This is a genomic window from Paenibacillus sp. FSL R5-0490, assembly GCF_001956215.1.
Lineage (GTDB): Bacteria > Bacillota > Bacilli > Bacillales > Cytobacillaceae > Cytobacillus.
This window is the reverse complement of sequence record NZ_MRTQ01000001.1, coordinates 242781-263464: the sequence shown is the minus strand read 5'-3', so window position 1 is coordinate 263464 and position 20684 is coordinate 242781. Positions and strand designations below refer to the sequence as shown.

Annotated in this window: 20 protein-coding genes, 1 pseudogene and 1 riboswitch; of the genes and pseudogenes, 2 read left to right on the top strand and 19 right to left on the bottom strand. The window is 41.4% G+C overall.

Going from position 1 to position 20684, the window contains the following annotated elements; all coding sequences use genetic code 11:
* Positions 1-36: 36 nt before the first annotated feature.
* From BK139_RS01285 to BK139_RS01225, 13 genes and pseudogenes are all read right to left on the bottom strand, one after another.
* A complete protein-coding gene (locus tag BK139_RS01285) occupies positions 37-867 on the bottom strand; it encodes a carbohydrate ABC transporter permease (RefSeq protein WP_076256002.1) in 831 nt (276 codons plus the stop codon).
* A complete protein-coding gene (locus BK139_RS01280; RefSeq protein WP_286147560.1) occupies positions 864-1583 on the bottom strand; it encodes a carbohydrate ABC transporter permease in 720 nt (239 codons plus the stop codon). The genes BK139_RS01285 and BK139_RS01280 overlap by 4 nt, the downstream gene beginning before the upstream one ends.
* A gap of 311 nt (positions 1584-1894) precedes the next feature.
* Positions 1895-3244, bottom strand: a complete 1350-nt coding sequence (locus BK139_RS01275; protein WP_076256000.1) for an ABC transporter substrate-binding protein — start codon at positions 3242-3244, stop codon at positions 1895-1897.
* 76 nt (positions 3245-3320) lie between these two features.
* Complete coding sequence (gene xylB, locus BK139_RS01270) at positions 3321-4835, bottom strand: xylulokinase (protein WP_076255998.1); 1515 nt, start codon at positions 4833-4835, stop codon at positions 3321-3323.
* Positions 4832-5869, bottom strand: coding sequence for a zinc-dependent alcohol dehydrogenase (locus BK139_RS01265; RefSeq protein ID WP_076255996.1), 1038 nt, complete (start codon positions 5867-5869; stop codon positions 4832-4834). The genes xylB and BK139_RS01265 overlap by 4 nt, the downstream gene beginning before the upstream one ends.
* Positions 5870-5906: 37 nt before the next feature.
* Positions 5907-7349 (bottom strand): FAD-binding oxidoreductase, encoded by a 1443-nt coding sequence (locus tag BK139_RS01260; RefSeq protein ID WP_076255993.1) that lies wholly within the window; start codon positions 7347-7349, stop codon positions 5907-5909.
* Between the two features lie 91 nt (positions 7350-7440).
* On the bottom strand, positions 7441-8166 hold the full coding sequence (locus tag BK139_RS01255) for a GntR family transcriptional regulator (protein ID WP_286147647.1): 726 nt from the start codon (positions 8164-8166) through the stop codon (positions 7441-7443).
* Positions 8167-8220: 54 nt separating this feature from the next.
* Positions 8221-8964 (bottom strand): SDR family NAD(P)-dependent oxidoreductase, encoded by a 744-nt coding sequence (locus tag BK139_RS01250; protein WP_076255988.1) that lies wholly within the window; start codon positions 8962-8964, stop codon positions 8221-8223.
* Between the two features lie 231 nt (positions 8965-9195).
* The gene (locus tag BK139_RS01245) at positions 9196-10350 is read right to left on the bottom strand and encodes an iron-containing alcohol dehydrogenase (protein WP_076255986.1); all 1155 of its coding nucleotides are present in this window, start codon (positions 10348-10350) and stop codon (positions 9196-9198) included.
* 258 nt (positions 10351-10608) lie between these two features.
* A pseudogene (locus BK139_RS01240) lies at positions 10609-10851 on the bottom strand (cell wall hydrolase); the annotation flags it as partial.
* 12 nt (positions 10852-10863) lie between these two features.
* Complete coding sequence (locus tag BK139_RS01235) at positions 10864-11271, bottom strand: hypothetical protein (RefSeq protein WP_286147554.1); 408 nt, start codon at positions 11269-11271, stop codon at positions 10864-10866.
* 261 nt (positions 11272-11532) lie between these two features.
* A complete protein-coding gene (locus BK139_RS01230; RefSeq protein ID WP_076255984.1) occupies positions 11533-12006 on the bottom strand; it encodes an AraC family transcriptional regulator in 474 nt (157 codons plus the stop codon).
* 126 nt (positions 12007-12132) lie between these two features.
* Positions 12133-12663: a cell wall hydrolase gene (locus BK139_RS01225; protein ID WP_076255982.1), complete on the bottom strand. Its 531-nt coding sequence runs from the start codon at positions 12661-12663 to the stop codon at positions 12133-12135.
* A gap of 218 nt (positions 12664-12881) precedes the next feature.
* On the opposite strand from BK139_RS01225, the gene BK139_RS01220 reads away from it, so the two are divergent.
* Positions 12882-13385 (top strand): GNAT family N-acetyltransferase, encoded by a 504-nt coding sequence (locus BK139_RS01220; protein WP_076255981.1) that lies wholly within the window; start codon positions 12882-12884, stop codon positions 13383-13385.
* 88 nt (positions 13386-13473) lie between these two features.
* Here BK139_RS01220 and add read toward each other — a convergent pair whose 3' ends face one another.
* The 6 genes from add to BK139_RS01190 form a co-directional block, all read right to left on the bottom strand.
* Positions 13474-14475 (bottom strand): adenosine deaminase, encoded by a 1002-nt coding sequence (gene add / locus BK139_RS01215; protein WP_076255979.1) that lies wholly within the window; start codon positions 14473-14475, stop codon positions 13474-13476.
* A 53-nt stretch (positions 14476-14528) separates the two neighbouring features.
* A riboswitch (purine riboswitch) is annotated at positions 14529-14628 on the bottom strand.
* 44 nt (positions 14629-14672) lie between these two features.
* Positions 14673-15695 carry a multifunctional transcriptional regulator/nicotinamide-nucleotide adenylyltransferase/ribosylnicotinamide kinase NadR gene (nadR, locus tag BK139_RS01210; RefSeq protein ID WP_076255977.1) on the bottom strand — a complete coding sequence of 341 codons (1023 nt, stop codon included), beginning with the start codon at positions 15693-15695 and terminating at the stop codon, positions 14673-14675.
* Positions 15696-16391, bottom strand: a complete 696-nt coding sequence (pnuC, locus tag BK139_RS01205) for a nicotinamide riboside transporter PnuC (RefSeq protein WP_076255976.1) — start codon at positions 16389-16391, stop codon at positions 15696-15698.
* A 30-nt stretch (positions 16392-16421) separates the two neighbouring features.
* Positions 16422-17186: an NUDIX domain-containing protein gene (locus tag BK139_RS01200; protein ID WP_076255974.1), complete on the bottom strand. Its 765-nt coding sequence runs from the start codon at positions 17184-17186 to the stop codon at positions 16422-16424.
* Positions 17187-17410: 224 nt separating this feature from the next.
* Positions 17411-18385 carry a bile acid:sodium symporter family protein gene (locus BK139_RS01195; RefSeq protein WP_076255972.1) on the bottom strand — a complete coding sequence of 325 codons (975 nt, stop codon included), beginning with the start codon at positions 18383-18385 and terminating at the stop codon, positions 17411-17413.
* 1 nt (position 18386) lies between these two features.
* Positions 18387-19781 carry an FAD-binding oxidoreductase gene (locus BK139_RS01190; RefSeq protein ID WP_076255971.1) on the bottom strand — a complete coding sequence of 465 codons (1395 nt, stop codon included), beginning with the start codon at positions 19779-19781 and terminating at the stop codon, positions 18387-18389.
* Between the two features lie 199 nt (positions 19782-19980).
* Between BK139_RS01190 and BK139_RS01185 the strand changes: the two genes are divergently transcribed.
* Positions 19981-20676: a FadR/GntR family transcriptional regulator gene (locus BK139_RS01185; protein WP_076255969.1), complete on the top strand. Its 696-nt coding sequence runs from the start codon at positions 19981-19983 to the stop codon at positions 20674-20676.
* The last annotated feature ends 8 nt before the right edge of the window (positions 20677-20684 follow it).

The window sequence follows — 20684 nt, the reverse complement described above, 5'->3', positions numbered from 1 at the left end:
TTCTACAAAAAAATCCTGTAGAGCCGTCTCCCTGGTTTAACCCTTCACTGCCCCTGCAGTCAGCCCTTTAATAAAGTATCTAGTAACAAAGGAAAATAGGATGACCATTGGAACAATAATCATCGCTGCACCCGCGAGCAATTCTCCGCGCTGAAGGGATGTCGATTCTTTAATTCCCGCTAACCCGATAGGAATCGTTTTATTCACTTCCGAAGAAACCACCATAAGCCCAAACGTATAGTCCGTAAAGGATACAATGAACGAAAAGACCCCTACACTGATGACCCCAGGAATAAGCAAAGGCAAAATCACACGATACAATGCCTGAAATCGGCTTGCTCCATCCATCCAGGCACTTTCCTCCAGCTCAAATGGGATCGTCTTGAAAAAGCTATTAAGCATCCATACTCCAAACGGCAACGTCATCGCGATATGGGAAATCGTTAACCCAAACAACGAATCCTCAATACCAAAGGAAATAAACATCCCTAAAAGTGGAATCGCTAATAACATCGGCGGCAGCATGTAGCCGATTAACATACCGTTTAACAGAAAATTTTTTCCGCGAAACTGAAAACGAGTCAGCACATAGGCTATGAGACTTGAAAAAATAACCGTAACTACCGTCGTAGCAGCTGCTACAATGAAACTATTCTTGTAATACAATGGGAAATTTGTCTCATTCCAAATATTAATGAAGAAGGTTAAATCAAATGATGTAGGCAATAAAGAGGTGCTATCTTCAAAAAAACCTTTTACCCCGCGTAATGGTGAGATCGTAATCCAATAGATTGGAAAAAACGAATAGACAAATACAAAAGCCGCCAGGATATAGATTGTGGCCTGAGACCGTATACTTCTTTTCATAGGCTGCCATCTCCTTTAATAGAGATTCCTTGACTTGGAGAGGACACTTGCTCCTTGTTCCCCGCCGCTTTGCTCTTTTTCATACGCTTTTTCTCTGGTGAATAGTTAGTAATCTTTAAGTACACATACATAATCACCATCATGAAAACAGCGGAAGAGACTGCCACCGTTGCTCCATAGCCCACTTCATTAAGCTTGAATGTATTTAAATAAATATAGATTGGCAAAGTTTCTGTTTTTTCAAGCGGACCGCCGCCCGTCAACAGCCACACCAAGTCAAACTTATTAAACATCCAAAGTCCGCGAAGAAGAACAATCGTAATTAACAAGTCTTTCATCATAGGAATCGTAATTCTCCAAAATTGCTGCCAGCTGTTGGCCCCGTCCAGTGTCGCACTCTCATACAAATCATGCGATATCGTCTGTAAGCCTGATAGGAAAACAAGAGTGACAAAGGGAGTCCATGTCCATACAGATAAAAGGATGGAAGTGAGCATAGCAAGATCTATAGATAGGAAATTAATATTACTTAACCCCACGGATGCCAATGTTTTGTTGATAATCCCAAAGTTCGTATCAAGAATCCATTCCCAGCCCATAGTGACGACAATGACTGGAATGATATAAGGGACAACAGAAACCCCTCTGACAAAATCCCTTCCCTTAAATTGCTGATTAAGGATTAAGGCAATTAAAATACCAATAATTATTTGCAAAAATATCGAACCAAGTGCATAGACTAATGTTTGCCATAGATCTCTCCAAAACCTTGTATCCTGCAAGAGATTCAGATAATTCTCCAAACCAACAAACGTTGGAATTCCTACAAAGCTGGAGGCTTCGTAAAGACTATAGCTAATGGCAAAACCCGTAGGGATAATAATCACGAAAGTGAATATTAGTAGGCCGGGTATCAAAAAAAGGAGTACCAGGGGAATATCTCGTTTTGAAAGCTTCCTTTCGATCTTAATCGCCTCCTATTCATAGAGGAGTCAGGCAGATTTAGAGAATCTGCCTGACTTAAACTCTATTTCTCTCCAACTAACTTTCTAATCTCATCTGCAATTTCTTCTACAGCCTTTTCAGGGTCCTCGTTATTTAACGTGACTTTTTGGAATAACTTTGGAATTAAGAATGCTTCAAATACTTTACCTGGACGTGCATCCGTTTCAGGTCCATCTGAATCGATGGAGTGCAGTTCCGCATTTTTCAAAATATCATATTGCGGCTCCACGCCTGTTTCCCAATACTTTGTAATAATTGGATCGGAACGCCATTCTTCACTGTTATAAATAGACTCTTGAGCCGGGAAGTAATGAACTCCATCGGTGTGCAAGAAATCATTCAGCTTTTCTTTATAGAACCATTCCACAAAATTCTTCGTTTCATCTGTATGATCCGTCTTCAAGACTGCCATGGAATCATAGCCTAGTGAAGCAGCTACACCGTTACCATTCTTCATCGGGATCCCAAACACTTCAAATTTATCTGCTAAGTTTGGATTTTTCGTTTCCAAAATATCAACCAATCTTCCGGAGTAAAAAGTCATGCCTACCTGCTCAGAAATAAAGGCTTCTGTCATTTCGGCATAGGAAGCGCTTGTCGCCTCTGCCGGCATGTACGGGTGAAGTTCCTTCAATAGGTTAAGAGATTCAACCACCCTTGGCTTCATTTCATCTGAATCAAGAATGACCTTCCAATTGTCATCAAAAATTCGGACGTTATTGGCCCACAATAAGCTGCTTGTAATCCAATTTGTCGCCCCATCGGAGGATAATGGCATAATCAAACCGTATTTATTATTCTCTTTATCCGTTAATGCTTTCGCAACGTTAACAAATTCGTCCCATGTTTTTGGAACGGTTAATCCCTTTTCCTGTAACCAGTCTGTTCGAACGTATCCATATGCTAAGTTATAATCATATGGAATCCAGTACGTTTTCCCTTTAATCGGGAATAAGATATGCCCGTTGTAGAAGTCTTCCTTACCGCCAAGGTTTTCAATGATATCGTCCACTTCAGCTAACTTTCCTTGTTCCTCTAGGATTGATATATGTCCAATGAAACCGGTCAAAAACGCGCTATATTGGGCTGAAGTTCCGTAGCTTGCATTTATTTTTGTAAAAATATCCGCTAATGGAACTGCTTCCACTTCCACTTTGACGCCAAATTCCTCCCCGTACTCTTCCCCTGCTTTTTGCAGAACTTCCATTGTTTCTGGTCCTGTTTCTACGGAAGCAATCCGAATGATGGTGTTGCCTTCCTTCCCTGTTTCCGTTTTTGTTTCCGTTGGCTTCGCCGAGCTGCCTAAACACCCTGAAAGGATCCCCGCTACTAAACTACTTACTAAGAACAAAAGAAACCATTTTTTCCTCATCAATTTTCCACTCCCTTTATATAGAATGCCTGTGTAAAGGCGAATTCCTAATATTACAACCTCTCTCCCGAAATATCTAGGAACTAAATTGTGAGAGTCTGTGTGACAATTTATAGGTCTGTGAATGTAATTCTTGGTAAATGGAAAATAACTCCTCATACCCTCCTATATTTTTCTCGTTAGGCACCAGGCTATATATCACACTTTCAGTAGCCTGAGCGGCTTCTTTTAAATCAGCAAACCAGCCAATTCCTGTGGCGGCAACCAAGGCAGCTCCAAAGGAAGCATCACTGCTGGACGGAACCTCTAATTCCACGTTTAAGATATCAGCAATAATCTGCACCCATTCCCTACCTTTACTTCCTCCCCCAATAATCCGTAATTTTTTCAAGTGTTTATTAGGAAATTGCAAACTGCAATCCTTCAGAGAAAAACCAACTCCTTCCAAGACAGCTCTTGCAAAATGGCTTCTGGAATGGCGGGCTGTACAGCCAAAAAAGCTTCCTCTTAAGTATGGATCCCAATGCGGAGATCGCTCGCCATTTAAATAAGGGTGAAAAATTAACCCCTCAGACCCCGGCTTGATTAATTCAACTTGTTTCATAATCTCAGGATAAATCGATGGAGCCTTCATGATTTCCTCAAACTCTTGAAAAAAGCTTTCTTTAAACCAACGGAACGAAGCGGCAGCAAAATTGGTCGCGCTATTTTGGTAGAATAAGTTATCGACAAGATGATGATAAGTAGTTAGTTTTTCATTCTTGTTAACCGTATCAGTAACCAGACAAAAGTTTCCGGCTGTTGCCAGCTTGACAACACCATCACCATCCTTGATGGTGCCGCATCCATAAACTTCAGCAGCGGTATCCGCCGTGCCGACAATGATTCTTGTCTGTTCCGAAAGCCCAAGCAATTTAGCGATATTAGGCGAAATGGTTCCACATTCATCAATAGGCGATAAAACCGATGGGAATGCGCTTTCATTTAAGTCAACTAGTGAAAGTAAAAATTCTGACCATTCCTGTTTTTCAATATCATATAAAAGCGTGCCTTCAGCCTCGATATAATCTGTGGCCATCTGGCTGGAAAAACGGAAACGGACATAATCCTTCATAAAGAGGATTTTATCGATCTTTCCATACTGTTCGGGCTCATGCTGTTTCAGCCATAAAAGATGGCTGAGCGTCCAGGTCGGATTTGGTGCATTATAAGTAAGTTCAAATATTTTCTTTCCATATAGCTCTCTCAGTTGTCGGGACTGTTCCCCGGAACGCTGGTCATTCCACATAATGGCCGGACGGATTACCTGACGATCCTTATCAAGTAAAACCGCCACATGATGTGGGGCAGTAAAGCTAAGCGCCTTAATATTCTTCCTTCTATACGGGCCTAATTTCTCCGTTGCTTTGGATATCGCCTCAAAGGCCGCCTTGATCCACGTTTCAGGTTCCTGTTCCACCCACTTAGGATGGGGATAAAGAGAGGGATATGGGACATAAGCTTCTGAAAAAATGGTTCCATCAGACTTAAGACAGGTGACCTTACATCCGCCTGAGCCATGGTCAATTCCTAAAACGTATTGTTCACTCATACCTTCCCATCCTCATCTGAAATTGAAATGAGAATCTTAATAACATTCTCGCCGTTGTCAATCGCTTCAAACCCTTGCTGAATTGCAACATCTAGCGGGACTACCTTGCTAATGAGGCTGCTCAGATCCAGCCCCCCGGACGAAAGCAATTCAATGGCTTGATCATAATCTTCTTTCATATAGACCCTTGTTCCGACAAGCTGCAATTCTTTTGCGATAATGCGATACACATCAAAATCGGCATTCTTCTTAGGAAGACCGGTTATCACAACGATTCCCTTTGTGCGGGCGGCTTCAATACAAGCAACCATCCCATTGTTGGTACCTGTTGCTTCGATGGAAACATCCACACCCCGGCCATGGGTTATTTCATTAATTTGTTCAAAGAAATTCTCTTTTGTTGGGTTCAACACCTCAAACCCCAATTGATTGGCAACCTGAATTCGATACGGACTTATTTCTGAGATGAGTACTTTTGCCCCTCTCTGTTGAGCGGTCAGTGCGGTAATAATTCCAATTGGACCGCCGCCAACCACTAATACCGTTTGGCCGGCTGCTATTTTTCCTTTTTCCACGGCATGGACACACACCGCAAGCGGTTCGATTAAGGCTCCGTCCTGCATCGAAATGGTATCTCCCAGCCGGTAAACCTTGGACTCCGGAACTTTAATATATTCGGCAAATGCCCCATCGCTGTCAATGCCAATTAGGTTAAAAGCAATCGTGCAAAGGTTATAATCTCCTCTTTGGCAGCTGTCGCATTCGCTGCAGGAGGTAATCGGCTCAACCGTTACTCTGTCCCCTTTTTGAAAGCTGGAAGAAGCTCCAGCTTCGTAAACAGTTCCAGAAAATTCATGGCCTAAAATGACAGAAGGCTTTGTCCGTTTAGTCATCCCGCCGTGATAGGCAAGCATATCGGTCCCGCAAATCCCTGCATAGTTTACTTTAATCAATACTTCCCCCGGCCCGATTTCAGGTATGTTTCGTTCTTTAACGGCTAATTCATTAGGGCCAACATAGCATAAGGCTTTCATAACTCCACTCCTTCTACTAAACTATTAATCAACTAGTTTACCAAATGCCAAACCCTAACTTCCCTGGGTTCATGATCCCTTTAGGGTCGATGCCTTTTTTAATATTTAATAAAACATCAAACATATCGCCATAAAGCTCCGGCATGAGATATCCAAGCTTAAAGCCTATTCCATGATGCTCATTTAATAGTGCTCCATTTTCTAGATTGACCCGTGAACAATCCGCCCAAATTTGGTTATGCAACCGGAATAATTCCCTAGAGTCTTCTGGAGGCTTGGCAATATAGAATCGGTCATAAATCATCGTTCCCCATGGATACCAATGAGAAAAATGAGCCATATATTCTGCGTTGTATTCCTTATACTTTTCTTCCACCAGCTGTTTTTTCTCATCGTAAAGCTTGTGGATTTTGTCATAGGTCGTGATGGTTTCTACTGTTCCATATAAAAGCGGATATGACGGCTGAAGCGGTGGGCGGTAGAAATCATAACGGGTATTCCACCAGTATAATCCCGGCTCTTCCCCTAAATCAGTCCCTCCATTTTCGAGGCAGATTTCCAACACCTTTTTCATCTGTTCATTAGCGATGCCTTTAAATCCATCCACCATGAGTACCATATTGACACCGTCTGCATCCATTCCGGTTCCCTTTAACGATTTTTTTGTGGAGCCTGGATCATACAGCCGGATGACGGCAGGGTTTAATCGGTTAATCATGATTTGCCGTCCTGCTTCAATTCCATCGTGGATTTCATTGAATTTAATCATTCGGAATAATCGTGCTTCCGGTAATGGATCCAAGCGGATGCGTATCTTCGTAATCACCCCAAGTGTCCCTTCTGAACCAACAAATAGCTGCAGCAAGCCCGGCCCGGAGGCATGATTGGGAACAGGCAGGGTTTCAACTACTTTTCCATCTGGCAGGACAACTTCCACAGACAGAACCATGTCCTCCGCTTTACCATATTTAGTGGACATGACCCCAGAACCTCGTGCGGCAAGATACCCTCCTAATGTAGCCATATCCACAGAGGATGGGTAATGGGCAAGCATGAATCCATGTTTATTAAGTTTATTTTCCAGGACACGTCCATTGATTCCCGGCTGCGCCGTTAAAACTAACGACTCTTCGTCTATGTCGATAATTTTGTCCATCCGAGTGACATCAAGCACGATTCCTCCATACATAGTGGCTGCGCCGCCCTGGGTTCCTGATCCTCCACCTCTTGGGACAACCGGCACCTTATAGGTGTTACAGATTCTCATCACCTTTGAGACTTCTTCGGTCGTTTCCGGCCTTACGATAAAGCAAGGCATCGGCAGTTCTTCATTCTTTTGTTTCCACATATAGGTCAGCCAATATTGGTCAATCGCCAAATCCTTTTGGGCATCATTCACCACATCTACTACATTTTCCGGACCTGCTGCATCCTCAAGTTCTGATCGGAACATCTCCCGAGCATACCCTTTTAAGTTCAAAATAAAATTCCCCTTTCTATTCACCTTTTTGTATTGGTTCGACGGATTTACCGTCGCTTTCCCGAAAAATATAATTCTATTATTAACTGGATTATTCACTGGAAAGACTGATAGTATAGGAGAATTTATCTCCCCGAAAATAGGAGTGTAAAAGCTCAACTGGATTTCCATCATGAAGGTAGGAAATTCTTTCAAAAGAGAAGTAGGGAATACTATCTGATATACCCAGCGTGTTTGCTACCTGTTCATTCATGACAGCTTCCATATGTTGTTCAGCTTTTTTAATGGGCTTGTTGATATTTTCTAAGTAGGAGTAAAACGATTGATGTTCTAGATCCACTGAGGCTAAATCCGGAACCAGATATTCAGGTATGACTAACTCTTGAAACCCATAAGGAATATCATCAATGTACCTGATCCGCTTGATGGAGAAGACTCTGTTTATTTTCCGGATGGCTAACTTTTGGCACTCTTTATCTGTTGGGGGTCTTTTTTGGAATTCTAATAGTTTTGATCTGGGGTGAAGGCCAATTTCGAGCATATCCTGATGAAACCCAGTAATTTTATTTAGGCTGCGCTTTAATTTTACATTTCCAACAAACGCTCCTTTACCTTGAACGCGGTAAACTAACCCATCATTCACTAACTCGGTTACAGCATTTCTGGCTGTCATACGAGAGACACCATACCTGACGACAATTTCATCCTCGGTTGGGATTTTTTCATCCTGTTTATAATGGCCGCTGACGATTTGGCTTCGAATGTCCTGTGATATTTGAATATAAATTGGCATTTGAGTTTTAGCAAAGGTTTTCATTTTTTCCACATCGTAAATCCTTTCATTTTGGTTTTTGTCAGGTGTAATCACTTCTTACTGAGCAGTAAATCCACCATCCACCATTAAATTTGCTCCACAAACAAAAGAAGAATCATCACTTGCTAAAAATATGATAGCTTTGGCTATCTCCACCGGTTGACCTAAGCGGCCAATTGGATGTAATCGGATAAGCTCCTCCATCGCTTCAGGAGATTTGTTTCGTATTAAGTCGGTGTTAATGTAACCTGGACAAACGGCATTTACTCGTATCCCTTTACTTGCATACGTTACTCCCAAGGTTCTAGTTAAATTGGCCACCCCGCCTTTTGAAGCGGTATAGGAAGTGACCTCATTCCTGCCAATATGGCCAAGCATGGATGCTGTATTTACAATGACCCCGTATCCTTGAAGCAGCATTTGTTCGATGGCATATTTGTTGGTTAAAAATACACCGGTCAAATTAACATCAATGCTGCGATTCCAGGTTTCGAGAGAAAGATTATGTATAGGAATGGTTTCTGCAATACCGGCATTTGCAATCATAATATCAAGCTTCCCAAAAGTATCTACTGCTGCTTTGACTAGACACTTAACAGACTCTTCCTTGGTGACGTCCACTTTTATAAACGCAGCTTTATGCCCTTTATCAGCAAGTTCATCTGCAGCCATTTGACCTTTTGCAACATCAAAATCCGCAACAACGACTGCAGCTCCTTCTTCAGCGAATAGCTCGCAAACGGATTTTCCTATTCCTTTTGCACCGCCTGTTACGATGGCAACCCTTCCTAATAACTTCATCCGTCCCCTCCTCCTTTAATTATTGTATATACAACTATACATATAATAATACCATAATTCTGAAAATTCAACCTATTTTCTAAAAATCTAATAAATTATTTAGTCTTAAATATTGAAAATTTTGTAAAATCGGCATTAAAAGACCGGCTTCATTAGGAAGCCGGCTACTTTTTACATATGTTATTCCAGGTCAATCTAGGAAAATTGACAAACTTCGGGTGTTAAGCAGTGTTACCATGCCATCTTATAAATTTTATAAATATCCTCTTTTTCCAATGACATCGGACTGCGGGCTAACAGACGTTTTTGTTTAATAGCATCATTTGTTAATACATCAAGTGCCTCCTCAGGGATATTAAAGCTCCTTAGTGCGTGAGGTATATTTACATCCTTAACCAAGCGTTCGAGCTCCTCTACACATTTGAGAGATGCCTCAACTTGGGATAATTTCATAGAACTAAAACCCATTGCCTCGTATATATCCTTCATTCGCTTTTCACAGCTCTGTCGAATATAGCCCATTACATATGGGAGTAATACCGCATTTGCATTCCCATGGGCAATATGAAATTGACCGCCTAGCGGATAAGCTAATGCATGAACACCCGCCACTCCTGCATTGAAAAATGCCATACCTGCCAAATAACTCCCATAGCTCATATCGGTACGGGCCTGCCTATCTTCACCATTCTCTACTGCGGTACGAATCGATCGGCTTATTAGCATGATAGCCTGCAGCGCCAGCGCATCCGAAACTGGACTTGCGTTTTTAGAAACATAAGCTTCAATCGCATGAGTAAGAGCATCAACCCCTGTAGCTGCAGTGACCTTTGCTGGCAAAGACACCGTTAAAGCAGGATCGACAATCGAAACATCCGGCAGTAAATAATCATGGGTTACAACATCTTTCGTAGTCTCCAGAGATAACACAGAAATATTAGTCACCTCAGATCCAGTTCCTGAAGTTGTAGGAATTAAGATTTTTGGGAGACCTTTTTTCGTTATTTTTTTTGTTCCTGTTAAGTTTAGATAATCCTCCACCTTGCCCTCGTTTCCAGCCAATACACCTACCAGTTTCGTCAAATCCAGCGCACTGCCGCCGCCAAAACCGATAACCATATCAAATTGGTTATCACGAGTATAGGAAACTAGTTTTTCTCCAACGGAAAGAGGAGGCTCAGGAACAATATCCGTATAAATTTCAGGGGAATAACCTGCATTAATTAGAGGAGAGACCACTTCATTTGTCAAACCAATCTTGTGAATTAATGGATCCGTAATGATAAGAATCTTATTGACCTTTAAGCTATTCACCTGGTCGACAAGGTGAGTTAGCGAATCCCATCCAGTAAAGCTAACCCGAGGAAAAGTAATTTTTTCAGACATATCAACCGCTCCCTTTATGGGCCACAGGTATTGTTCTCCTGGTTTAGGACGCTAAGAGGCCCCATGGTCCCCTATTTATATATTCAAAAGCATCACAATAATAAATAACTAACAAGAGATAGAGCATACTGGTGTTTTCACCTGCGAATTTAAAAAGAATGTTTCTAAAGAAATTTTCGCCATCTTTCTTTAATTTCCTTCTGTAGCATCATTTTTTCCCAACAAAAAAAGCACGCAGCTTTTAAGCTGTACGCGCTTTTAAATAGCAAATGCATGGTTGCCGATTTTTTTCACAACTTCACGTGAGAAAATCCACTGGCTTGTGGCTGTCTCTACGGCCTGAACTGCTTCATTACTTGCCTGTTCGTTAAAGGAACCATTTTGAACAGGTTCAAAAGCATTCTTCTGATAAATAACATCTTTGACTGTATCCGGGAATTGTTCGTACTCGACACGATTCAGAACCACGTCAGCAACCGCTACTTTTCCTTCAAACAGCTCCAGGCTTCTTTCCTAAAGTGAAACGATTTCCCGTTCGCCGCTGGATTGGTGAAAAGCATAAAAATTCTTGATCCGGCTCCATTCCTCTTTCGGCTGCCATTCAGAGTGCCGTTCATAAAACGAAAAGTCGAACCGATCACTTAACTTCATCATCTCCAGGCGATCCCATTTGTCGTTGTGGGCTTTCACGTTCACCCAGAAATATTGATGATTTTGTATAGGTGTCAGCTGCTCTTCATCCTGCAATGATTGAATGGCTTCATAAAACAGTGAATAACCGTCCATTTCATAATAATCATCCTGCAATTTGCGCAGCTTAAATTCCAAATCATTTATGTTTAACTTCTTCTTTTGCGTCGGGTGCTGAATATCTTCAATGAAGCTTCTCACCCGTGTTTCGATGATGTTGATTTTGTTCACCTTCTTAAACATCTTTGTGTCTTTAGAGTTGAAATTATCTCATACAGACATCATTTTTATTATAAACTAGTTGTGGAACGGATGTAATGGATTTAATAATAGATAGAGGAAAATGAGGTGGGGAGTAAGACAAAAAAGCCTTTCCCCCATTTTAAGACACTGGGGATCCATGCGGCTGCAGTTAGGAATACAGGAAAAAATTTCATAAACCTTCTAACTGTTAAGTTATCAGGGGACAATTCAGTAAATTCATTAGCTAGTTTATGTTCTCAGCGGTACATATAAGTCAACTCTGCATTTCCCTTCTGTATCTTCAGCAGGATTATTCAGATTAAATTCAAGGTTATGTCTATCGTAATCCGGGTCATATCCGCTATTTGGCAGCCATTCTCCAAACATGTACTGATAGGCATTATGCAATTTATCAGGGGTATCATAGAATGGATAGAGAGCATAATCCCCGGCATCAATTTTTTTAAACCTTATTTCCTGATTCTCCTCTTTATCAAATCCTTCAGGAATGGTAACACAGGCATCGTGGCGGCAATCCTTGCTCTCCACCAGATCAGGATTATCAAGTGATATGCCAATGAAAGATTCCTGCGGAGGATATAATCCATGTGTGCTTGCCCAGCCAATCAATCTTCCCCAATGATCCTGCGGCTCAAAATAACTTCCGGTACGCCTGATATACGCTACTTCTGTTTCAGGTAATTTCTTTACAATGATCTCCATCTTAATCATCTCCCTTGTTGGAAGTATTTATCTTGAATCATTTTCGCTATCTTTCTTTATATTCCTTCTCCAATTTCATTTTTTTCCAACAAAAAAAGCGCGCAGCTTTTTATGCTGTACGCGCCTTTATATAGCAAATGCATGGTTGCCGATTTTTTTCACAACTTCACGTGAGAAAATCCACTGGCTTGTGGCTGTCTCAGGGTTATAAAAATATAGGAACTCTTCGTTTTGCTCCTTATCAATAAGAGCTGTCTCAACGGCCTGGACTGCTTCATTACTTGCCGGTTCATTGATTGAACCATTTTGAACAGGTTCAAAAGCATTCTTCTGATAAATAACATCTTTGACTGTATCCGGGAATTGTTCGTGCTCGACACGATTCAGAACCACGTCAGCTACCGCTACTTTTCCTTCAAACGGCTCCCCTTCTGCTTCAGCCTGCACAAGACGGGCAAGCAGCTTTTTTTCTTCCTCTTTGATGAAACGATAATCTGTTGATGATGACTCTTTCACGTCAACCTCAACTTTTTTATATGTTAGTGTTTCTGCAGCTTTCTGATCCACTGTCTCAGCATCGAAATGGTCAGCAGGAAACATGCTATATGAACCCATAATGAGTGAAATGGCAGCAACAAACGTTACTAAATTTTTCATTTGTAAACCTCCTGTTTGAAGTTTTTAGGCAAAAACAGGCCACTTACAAGGCTAACAGGTTTACAGGGAGAACTCATTAGTGAATCAATGGGAGAATTACCAGTAAAGAAATATGAAAATTCAATTTGCTCCATTATTATTTTTAGATGTATATTTGTTATAGCATGCTTTAAAAAATAAGGTTAACAGCCTGGAAATTGATTGAGGTGTTAAAATAATTGAAAGTACTTGAAACTGACAGATTAATTCTTCGCTGGTTAACACCAGATGATGCAGCATTCATTCTCGAACTTTTAAATGAACCTGCATGGATTCGTTATATTGGCGATAAAAGTGTACATACTCTTGACGATGCTAAGAATTATATTGTGACCGGACCCATGAAAATGTATTCTCAATTTGGCTATGGCCTTTTTCTCGTTGAGCGAAAAGAAAGAAGCTCTCCTATTGGCATGTGCGGATTGATAAAACGAGATACTTTAGACAATGTTGATATTGGTTTTGCTTTTTTATCCAGATATCAAACGCAAGGTTATGGGTTCGAGTCAGCTTCTGCTACATTGAAATATGGTCATGATCAGCTGGATATGGAACGGATCCTGGCCATCACTTCCTTAGACAATCATGCTTCCTCCAGACTGCTTGAAAAAATCGGTATGAAATATGAAGGGACGATTATCTTGGATAAGGAAGAGCTTAAATTATTTGCATCCGAAAAATAAGTTCTTGGAGTATTTTTTCTATCCTTAAAAAAGGTGTCTCCCCCAACTTATTAAAAATTAAGCCGGGGTAGCCACCTTCTTTACTACCTTAAATATCCATTAAATATTCCATCAGTTTTTCCTTTATCTCCTCATCTGCAAAAGCTGCTTCTACACTATTCATATAAATTTGTTTATAATCCTCAGCACTCATAGCAAATTCCTTGGAAACAATATCACATTCCTTTGCCATTGTTGTATCTGATACCGTTCTGTTGTCCGTATTAACCGTTACTTTTATTCCATTCCGATGGAAGTCGGAAATGGGGTGTTCGCTAAATTGGTTGACCGCTTTGGTTTGGACATTGCTGGTTGGGCACATTTCAAGCACAACCTGTTTTTCCTTAACAAGCTTATATGCTTCTTCACAGTCTTTAATGAATACACCGTGTCCGATTCTTTCAGCTCCCAACCATTCAACAGCCTCCAGCACATTGTTACCGATTCCCGTTTCTCCGGCGTGGATGGTGACTCTATAGCCATATTCTCTTGCCAACGCTATTGGTTCAATGAATTTTCCGCAGAAACCTTTCTCCTCGGAAGCACATAAATCAATGGCGACAACCCCTCTTCCCAGGAATGCCTTTCCCTTTTCAACGACCTCATATGCACTTTCCACACTCATCGTTCTCATGCATGACAAAATGATATTTCCTTTAATATCAAATTCTTCTTCTGCTTCTCTCATCCCTTCAATCACATTTTGGATGATTTCTTCTACGGATAATCCCTTTCGCGTATGAAGCAAAGGGGCAAAGCGGACCTCCATGTATTTCACATTTTCCTTTGCTGCATCTTCAAAAAGCTCAAAGGATATTCTTTTTAAATTTTCTATTGACTGCATGACCAAGTTAGGAATGGAGAATCTTTTTAAATATTCATCCAGGGACTCGCAATCTAATGGGGCGATTAGTTCTTCTTTGATTTTTTCTTTATCAAAAGAAGGCAGAATGATGCCTTCTCTCTTCGCGATATCAATAATGGTTTCTGGTCTGACACTCCCGTCCAAATGGCAGTGAAGTTCAATTTTAGGCATAATAGTAAAATTCATAGCTGGACCTCCTAAATTTTTGACAAAAAAAATTCCTGATTACGAAGAAAATACAGTACTTGTATCTTCTTCGTAATCAGGAATTATTGGTTCCTGGTAGAGACCTCCAAACCATATTATTGGAGTTATACGAATGAAAGTATTTCATTAGGTTTTTTAAAAGGATAATTAATTTTAAATTTTTTGTCAATCACTCTCTAAATTTTCAACAGCTCTTCAATATGCCCTATTGCACTCTGAAGCCGTTCCTTGTAATCACCGCTCAAGATTTTATAATCAATATTATGCTTTTTCAGCAATGTTTTTAAAGCCTCGTTGTTTTGGAGTCTTACCTCATTCTCTCCATGAACCCGCAGTCCATCATCCACCCATTTTACATCAGGTTCCAGGTATAGCCACAGGTCATAACCCTGCAGGCTCGCAATTTCATCCAATACTGCTTGATGTTCATGGTTGTAAAGGTTGGAATAGAATTGAGTCACAATTGCCTCCGTATCGATAAAAACAACTTTGTTTGCTTTTTCAATCGCCTTGATTTCTTCAAGCTTATGGCCGTACGCAATTTTATGGTAATCCTCCTTAACCATAATCCCTTCGCAGCCGCCTAATTCTTCACATACGGTTCGGCCATATTCCTCAACATAGGAAGTGTTGTAGATTTTAGCAAGATTTCTTGTCAGGGCAGATTTCCCGCAGCTTTCGGTTCCTACCACTACAACCTTTTTAACGAAATAAGGTTTAACAAAGTCAGGGATGTATTCCCAATAATGGAATACGCCTTCATTGCGGATTGCTGTTGCCGAAATATTCACATGTCCCCGATTGGGATCAATCAATTCGTGTTTGGCCTCTGGATAAAGTTCATTAAAAATATCGTTATATTCAAACTCTGAACTAAATACATAATCAATGCGTCTTCCAATTGCCTTTTTTATATCCCTGGCACCTTCTGCCCAATTGTAATTTTCATCCCCCTGATCGTCTTTTATGGAAATGATCTTCACATGCGGCATATCTTTAGTTAATTGACTGAGCCAGCGCAAACGGATATGTGGCGGAATATAAGCCATTTTAGAATGCTCGCACAATTGCCTGTCACGCAGTTCGCTATGGGACAGCACAACGTACAGTTCGTCAACGATGGATGAGGCCTGAACGATGGCATAGACATGGCCAAGATGCAGGGGAAGAAACTTGCCTCCAATAAACCCGACTGTCATTTAAAACCCCTCCTTATTCTGTTTCACATATAGTTTCCGCCAGTTGATATAACCATAAATACTGTTGACCAGGAAAGCAGTCCACATGACTAACATCGAAAAGTCATTGCCGCCCTGTGTGATGAGAGCACCCGCCCAAAGGATAATGGATAATACATTAACAGAGATCCATAGGAGCCATTGCTCTGCAAATCTCTTCAGCATCAGTATTTGCGCAGTTATAGAAAGAACGTTTGTAGCTGAGTCCGTCCAGACAAAATTACCCTCTAAATATCTAAGGAAAAACCCATATCCAATTGTAAGGGTGACAATAGATATTAAAGTATAGAGCCAGCCCTTTTTTGTCAGACTTTTAACTTTCACATCTTCTCCTTTAACATCCTGATTGGTTTTATGCTGCTTCCAAAGGTAAATACCGATAAATTGAACCGGAAAATAAAACAGGGCATTGAGCATGGCTTCACCATAAAGACCATAGCCGTAAGCAATATAAGCGTAGGTTAAGGTCTGTACAATGCCAAAGTAATAGTTTGCAATCTTTCCCTTCGCCACCAGCACCACACATAACATCCCGGTTATGGATGAGATCAGGCCAAGCAATGAATCCGACCAGGCAAAGAAAAGATAAATATTAACCAATGTAAACGTGATCAGCCATACTATTTCAAACCGAGTCCAGTTCTTAAAAATCCCCATATAAATCTCTCCCTATAAATGACTTGGTTTTTATCCCTTCAGTTTATTCCTATACACTGACACAATGGGCTGAAAGTCATTAAAACGATAAAGTTGAGCCGGCGTCTTGGAATAACGATTTGATTTCTTAGGCTTTCCGTTTTCCGACACAGCTTCAATAAAAGGAAGTGTCGGTGCTTTTCTGAAAAAGGCAGCATCAGTCGAGATTGAAGGATCATCCAATACGGTTAATAAGACACCCTGCAGTTCAGAAAGCACAAATTCCTCAGGAAGAAAATGTTTGGCCAGTGTTGTTAGCGCCATATCCTTTTTAATAAACCAAAGCGCATCTCCGATAATGGTCTGATGATCAAATGCAAGATCAAGTTCAACGGCTTCCTCAAGTGTAAACAGCCCAATTTCAGAAGCATCATAAGTCTTTTTCCGGCTACTTAATGCCACTTCTTTTGCGATAACATAATGTGCATTAGAAATAATCCATCCCCGCAGATCACGGCCTGGAGAATCATAGACACCAAAATGCTTTATTTTCAGCCCTGCCACTCCGGTTTCCTCCGCTAACCTTCGCTCTGCCGCCTGAAATGCTGTCTCTTCGGGACGGACAAACCCACCAGGCAGCGCCCACTTCCCTGCTTCCATATTTGGATTTCTTTCATGGTCCAGCTCACTTCTTTTAATCAGCATGATTTTCAGCTCTTTTTTTGGAGGCTTATACTCTCCAATTTGTTCAGATGTGATTGTAAAAACCGCAATATCACTTGTATAACCGTCTGGTGTAATAAATTGATTCTTCAAATTCGGTTCACTCCTCTTTTAATTAACATTTTGTTAATTGTTAAATAAAATATATTCCATAATTTGCTTTTAGTCAAGATAGTTTTTCATTTAAATGCAAAAATAAGCTGCCCATTTAATTGAGCAGCTGAAAAAGCGAGATGATTTTATGTATGAAAGAAAAAGGTGCTTTTCCCCCTCTGTCATGATCGGATACACTGAAGGAAAATCACCTATATCCTTATTTACAACTTCACTTCAATAGGACGGACTGACTTATCCTCTTTACGTTGAACAGCAGGTTTCTTCGACCAATAAGTTGCCAGAATCGGCCCTGAAATGTTATGCCAGGCAGCAGCCAGAACGCTTGGCAGTGCTGCCAGCGGACCAAAGTGTGCAGTCGCAAGTGCAACGCCCAGACCTGAGTTCTGCATGCCAACTTCAATGGCAATCGCTCTCCGGTTTACTTCATCCTGACCAAGCACTTTTCCTGCAAAGTAACCAAGGAGGAGTCCGAATCCATTGTGGAGCATGACAGCTGTAAAAATCAGTAGACCTGATGCGGCAATGGTTGCCGAATTGCCTGAAACGACTGCAGCCACAATCGTGATAATCGCCGCTACCGAAATAAGCGGTAAAACAGTTAAACTTTTTTCCACGGCTGCGGGGAAGAATTTCTTGATGGCTAATCCGAGAACAATCGGCACAATGATGACCTGGACAATAGACATAAACATGGCAACAGCATCAACCGGCATCCACTGTCCCGCAAGCAGCAGGAGAAGCAGCGGTGTCATGATTGGCGCCAGTAAAGTTGAAACGGAAGTCATGGCGATGGACAATGGTACATTTCCCTTTGCCAGATACACCATAACGTTAGAGGCCGTTCCCCCTGGTACACATCCGAGCAAAACAAGTCCCGCTGCCAATTCTGCCGGCAAATTCAAAAGTTTCGCAATGACGAAAGCGACAAGCGGCATGATAATGAACTGAGCACAAACACCGATTAACACAGGCAGAGGTTTCGTAAAGATGATTTTAAAATCGACTGCCTTCAGTGTAAGTCCCATTCCAAACATGACGACGCCGAGAAGGATGGTGATATAGCCTCCCAATCCTAAAAATGGGTCTGGAAACATAAAGGCAATAACCGATGTTAAGATAACCCACACCGCAAAATATTTTCCTGCAATGGTACTGACCGCTTCTAATACCTTCATATCATCGTGCTCCTTCTTTTGTCTTTAAGATTTTATTTGGGTTGAAAAGATTATCTGGATCGAGGGCACGTTTGATTTTTTCCATAACCTGAAGCGCCTGACCATGTTCTTCTTGCTGATACTTCTGCTTGCCTACCCCTACACCATGCTCACCCGTACAGGTACCGCCCCGTTCGAGAGCATAGAGAACAATTTGTTCATTGAACTTTTCTGCTTTTGCCACCTCTTGGGGATTACTCATATCAATCATCAGGAGGGTATGGTAATTTCCGTCCCCCACATGTCCGACGATTCCTCCAGGAAGTCCCAATGTATCGACCGCTTCCCTCGCATGGCTGATAGCGCCAGAAAGTTCTGAAATCGGCAAACAAACATCCGTCACCATCATTTTCTTTCCGGGATGGCCATGGATATAGGCATAAGCAAGGTTATGCCTGGCCTCCCACAAGCGATTTCTTGCTGCATTATCGGTTTCAAATTCAATATCGAGACAATGATGGTCTTCAACAATCTCTTTTGTAAAAGCGACATCCTGCTTTAAGCCGGCTTCATTGCCGTGAAACTCCAAAAAGAGCGTTGAGCTTTCATTATAGCTTGTTTCACTGAACAGGTTCACCTGTTTCATGGAAGGTTCATCGATAAGCTCCACCCTCGCAATCGGAACACCTGCTTGTAATATGGAAACAACCGCTTCAACCGCATCGTTCAATGATGGAAAAGAAGCTCTTGCTGCCATCACATGCTCCGGAATTCCATAAACTCTTAATGTCAGTTCCGTAAAGCAGCCAAGCGTCCCCTCAGAGCCAACGAATAAACCATTCAAATGGTATCCGGATGAGGATTTAGCAGCTAAATTACCTGTATGTATGATCGACCCATCAGCAAGTACCACTTCCAGATCACGCACCTGATCACGCATGACTCCATATTTCACAGAAGTAGTTCCGCTGGCATTCGTTGCCGCCATTCCGCCAAGGGTAGCATCTGCCCCAGGATCCACAGTGAAAAATAGTCCATATTTTTTCAATTCCTTGTTGAGCTGTGTACGAGTCACGCCAGGCTGTACCCTAACAAGAAAGTCATTCTCACGTACTTCCAGAACTTTATTCATAAGTGAAAAATCAATCGTAATTCCATGTTCGTACGGTATCACATGCCCTTCAAGACTGGATCCCAGTCCAAAAGGAACAATTGGAACTTTATATTTGTTTGCCTGCTTCACAATTTCACTGACCTGCTGGGCCGTTTCCGGAAAAACAACCAGATCAGGAAGACTCTCCATATGGTATGATTCATCCCTGCCATGCAATTCTCTTACTGTCTGATTTTCTGTCACCTGCTGCTCAGTAAGAAACTCTCTTAAAGCCTGCAGGAGGCTCATACTCGCTGTTTCCATCCTATACTCCTTCTTTCTTATACGGGGAATTTGGTCAAACCAATGTTATAATTGGTCCAACAAGTTAAATTAATTATACAAATTTATCAGAAAAATTCAATTATTTATTTTATTATTTTTATAGTATTGATTAATAGATTTTAGGTCTGTTACATTTAGGAAAGTAAGAGAGGCCTATTTTGAAAAGAGGGTACGGGGAATGACAGAGAAAAAAAAGACCTATCTGGTTTTAGCAGATAAATTGATAGAATGCTATTTGGGAGGAAATCTTAAACCAGGTGAACGGCTGCCTTCAGAAAGAGAATTGGCAGTTCAATTCCATGTCAGCCGGACAACCATCAGAGAAGCCCTCAGAACCCTGGAACTGAACGGGCTCATCGATATCCGCCAGGGAGGCGGAAGCTACGTTAAAGTCTCTGATATCCAATCAAGCAAAGAAGTGATCATCACAGCTGTCAAAGCAGAAAACCCGCTGGTATATGAAATGCTTGAACTGAGGCGTGCACTGGAAGCTGAATCCTCCTTCCTTGCAGCCAAAAGAGCCACCCCGGCAGACCTGGAAAAGCTGCGTATTGCTTTACATAATATGGCGCTGTCCATACAAGACCCCGAGTTAGGGTTAAAAGCAGATCTGGACTTTCACGTCGGAATTGCCGTGGCCACCCATAACTCAATTTTCATTGAATTGATCCATACCCTCAAAGGACATATGGAAGAAACCATTAGAGCTACTCAGAATCATCGGTTTAAGGATCTGTCACGTTACGAGGATACCATCGAGGAGCATAAGGAAATTTATCTCGCTATTGCTTCTGGAAATGGGGATAAAGCAAAGGAATTGATGGAGGGGCATATTACGAAAATTAGGGCGGAACTGGTGGAGTCAATGATTTAGTTAAGAAG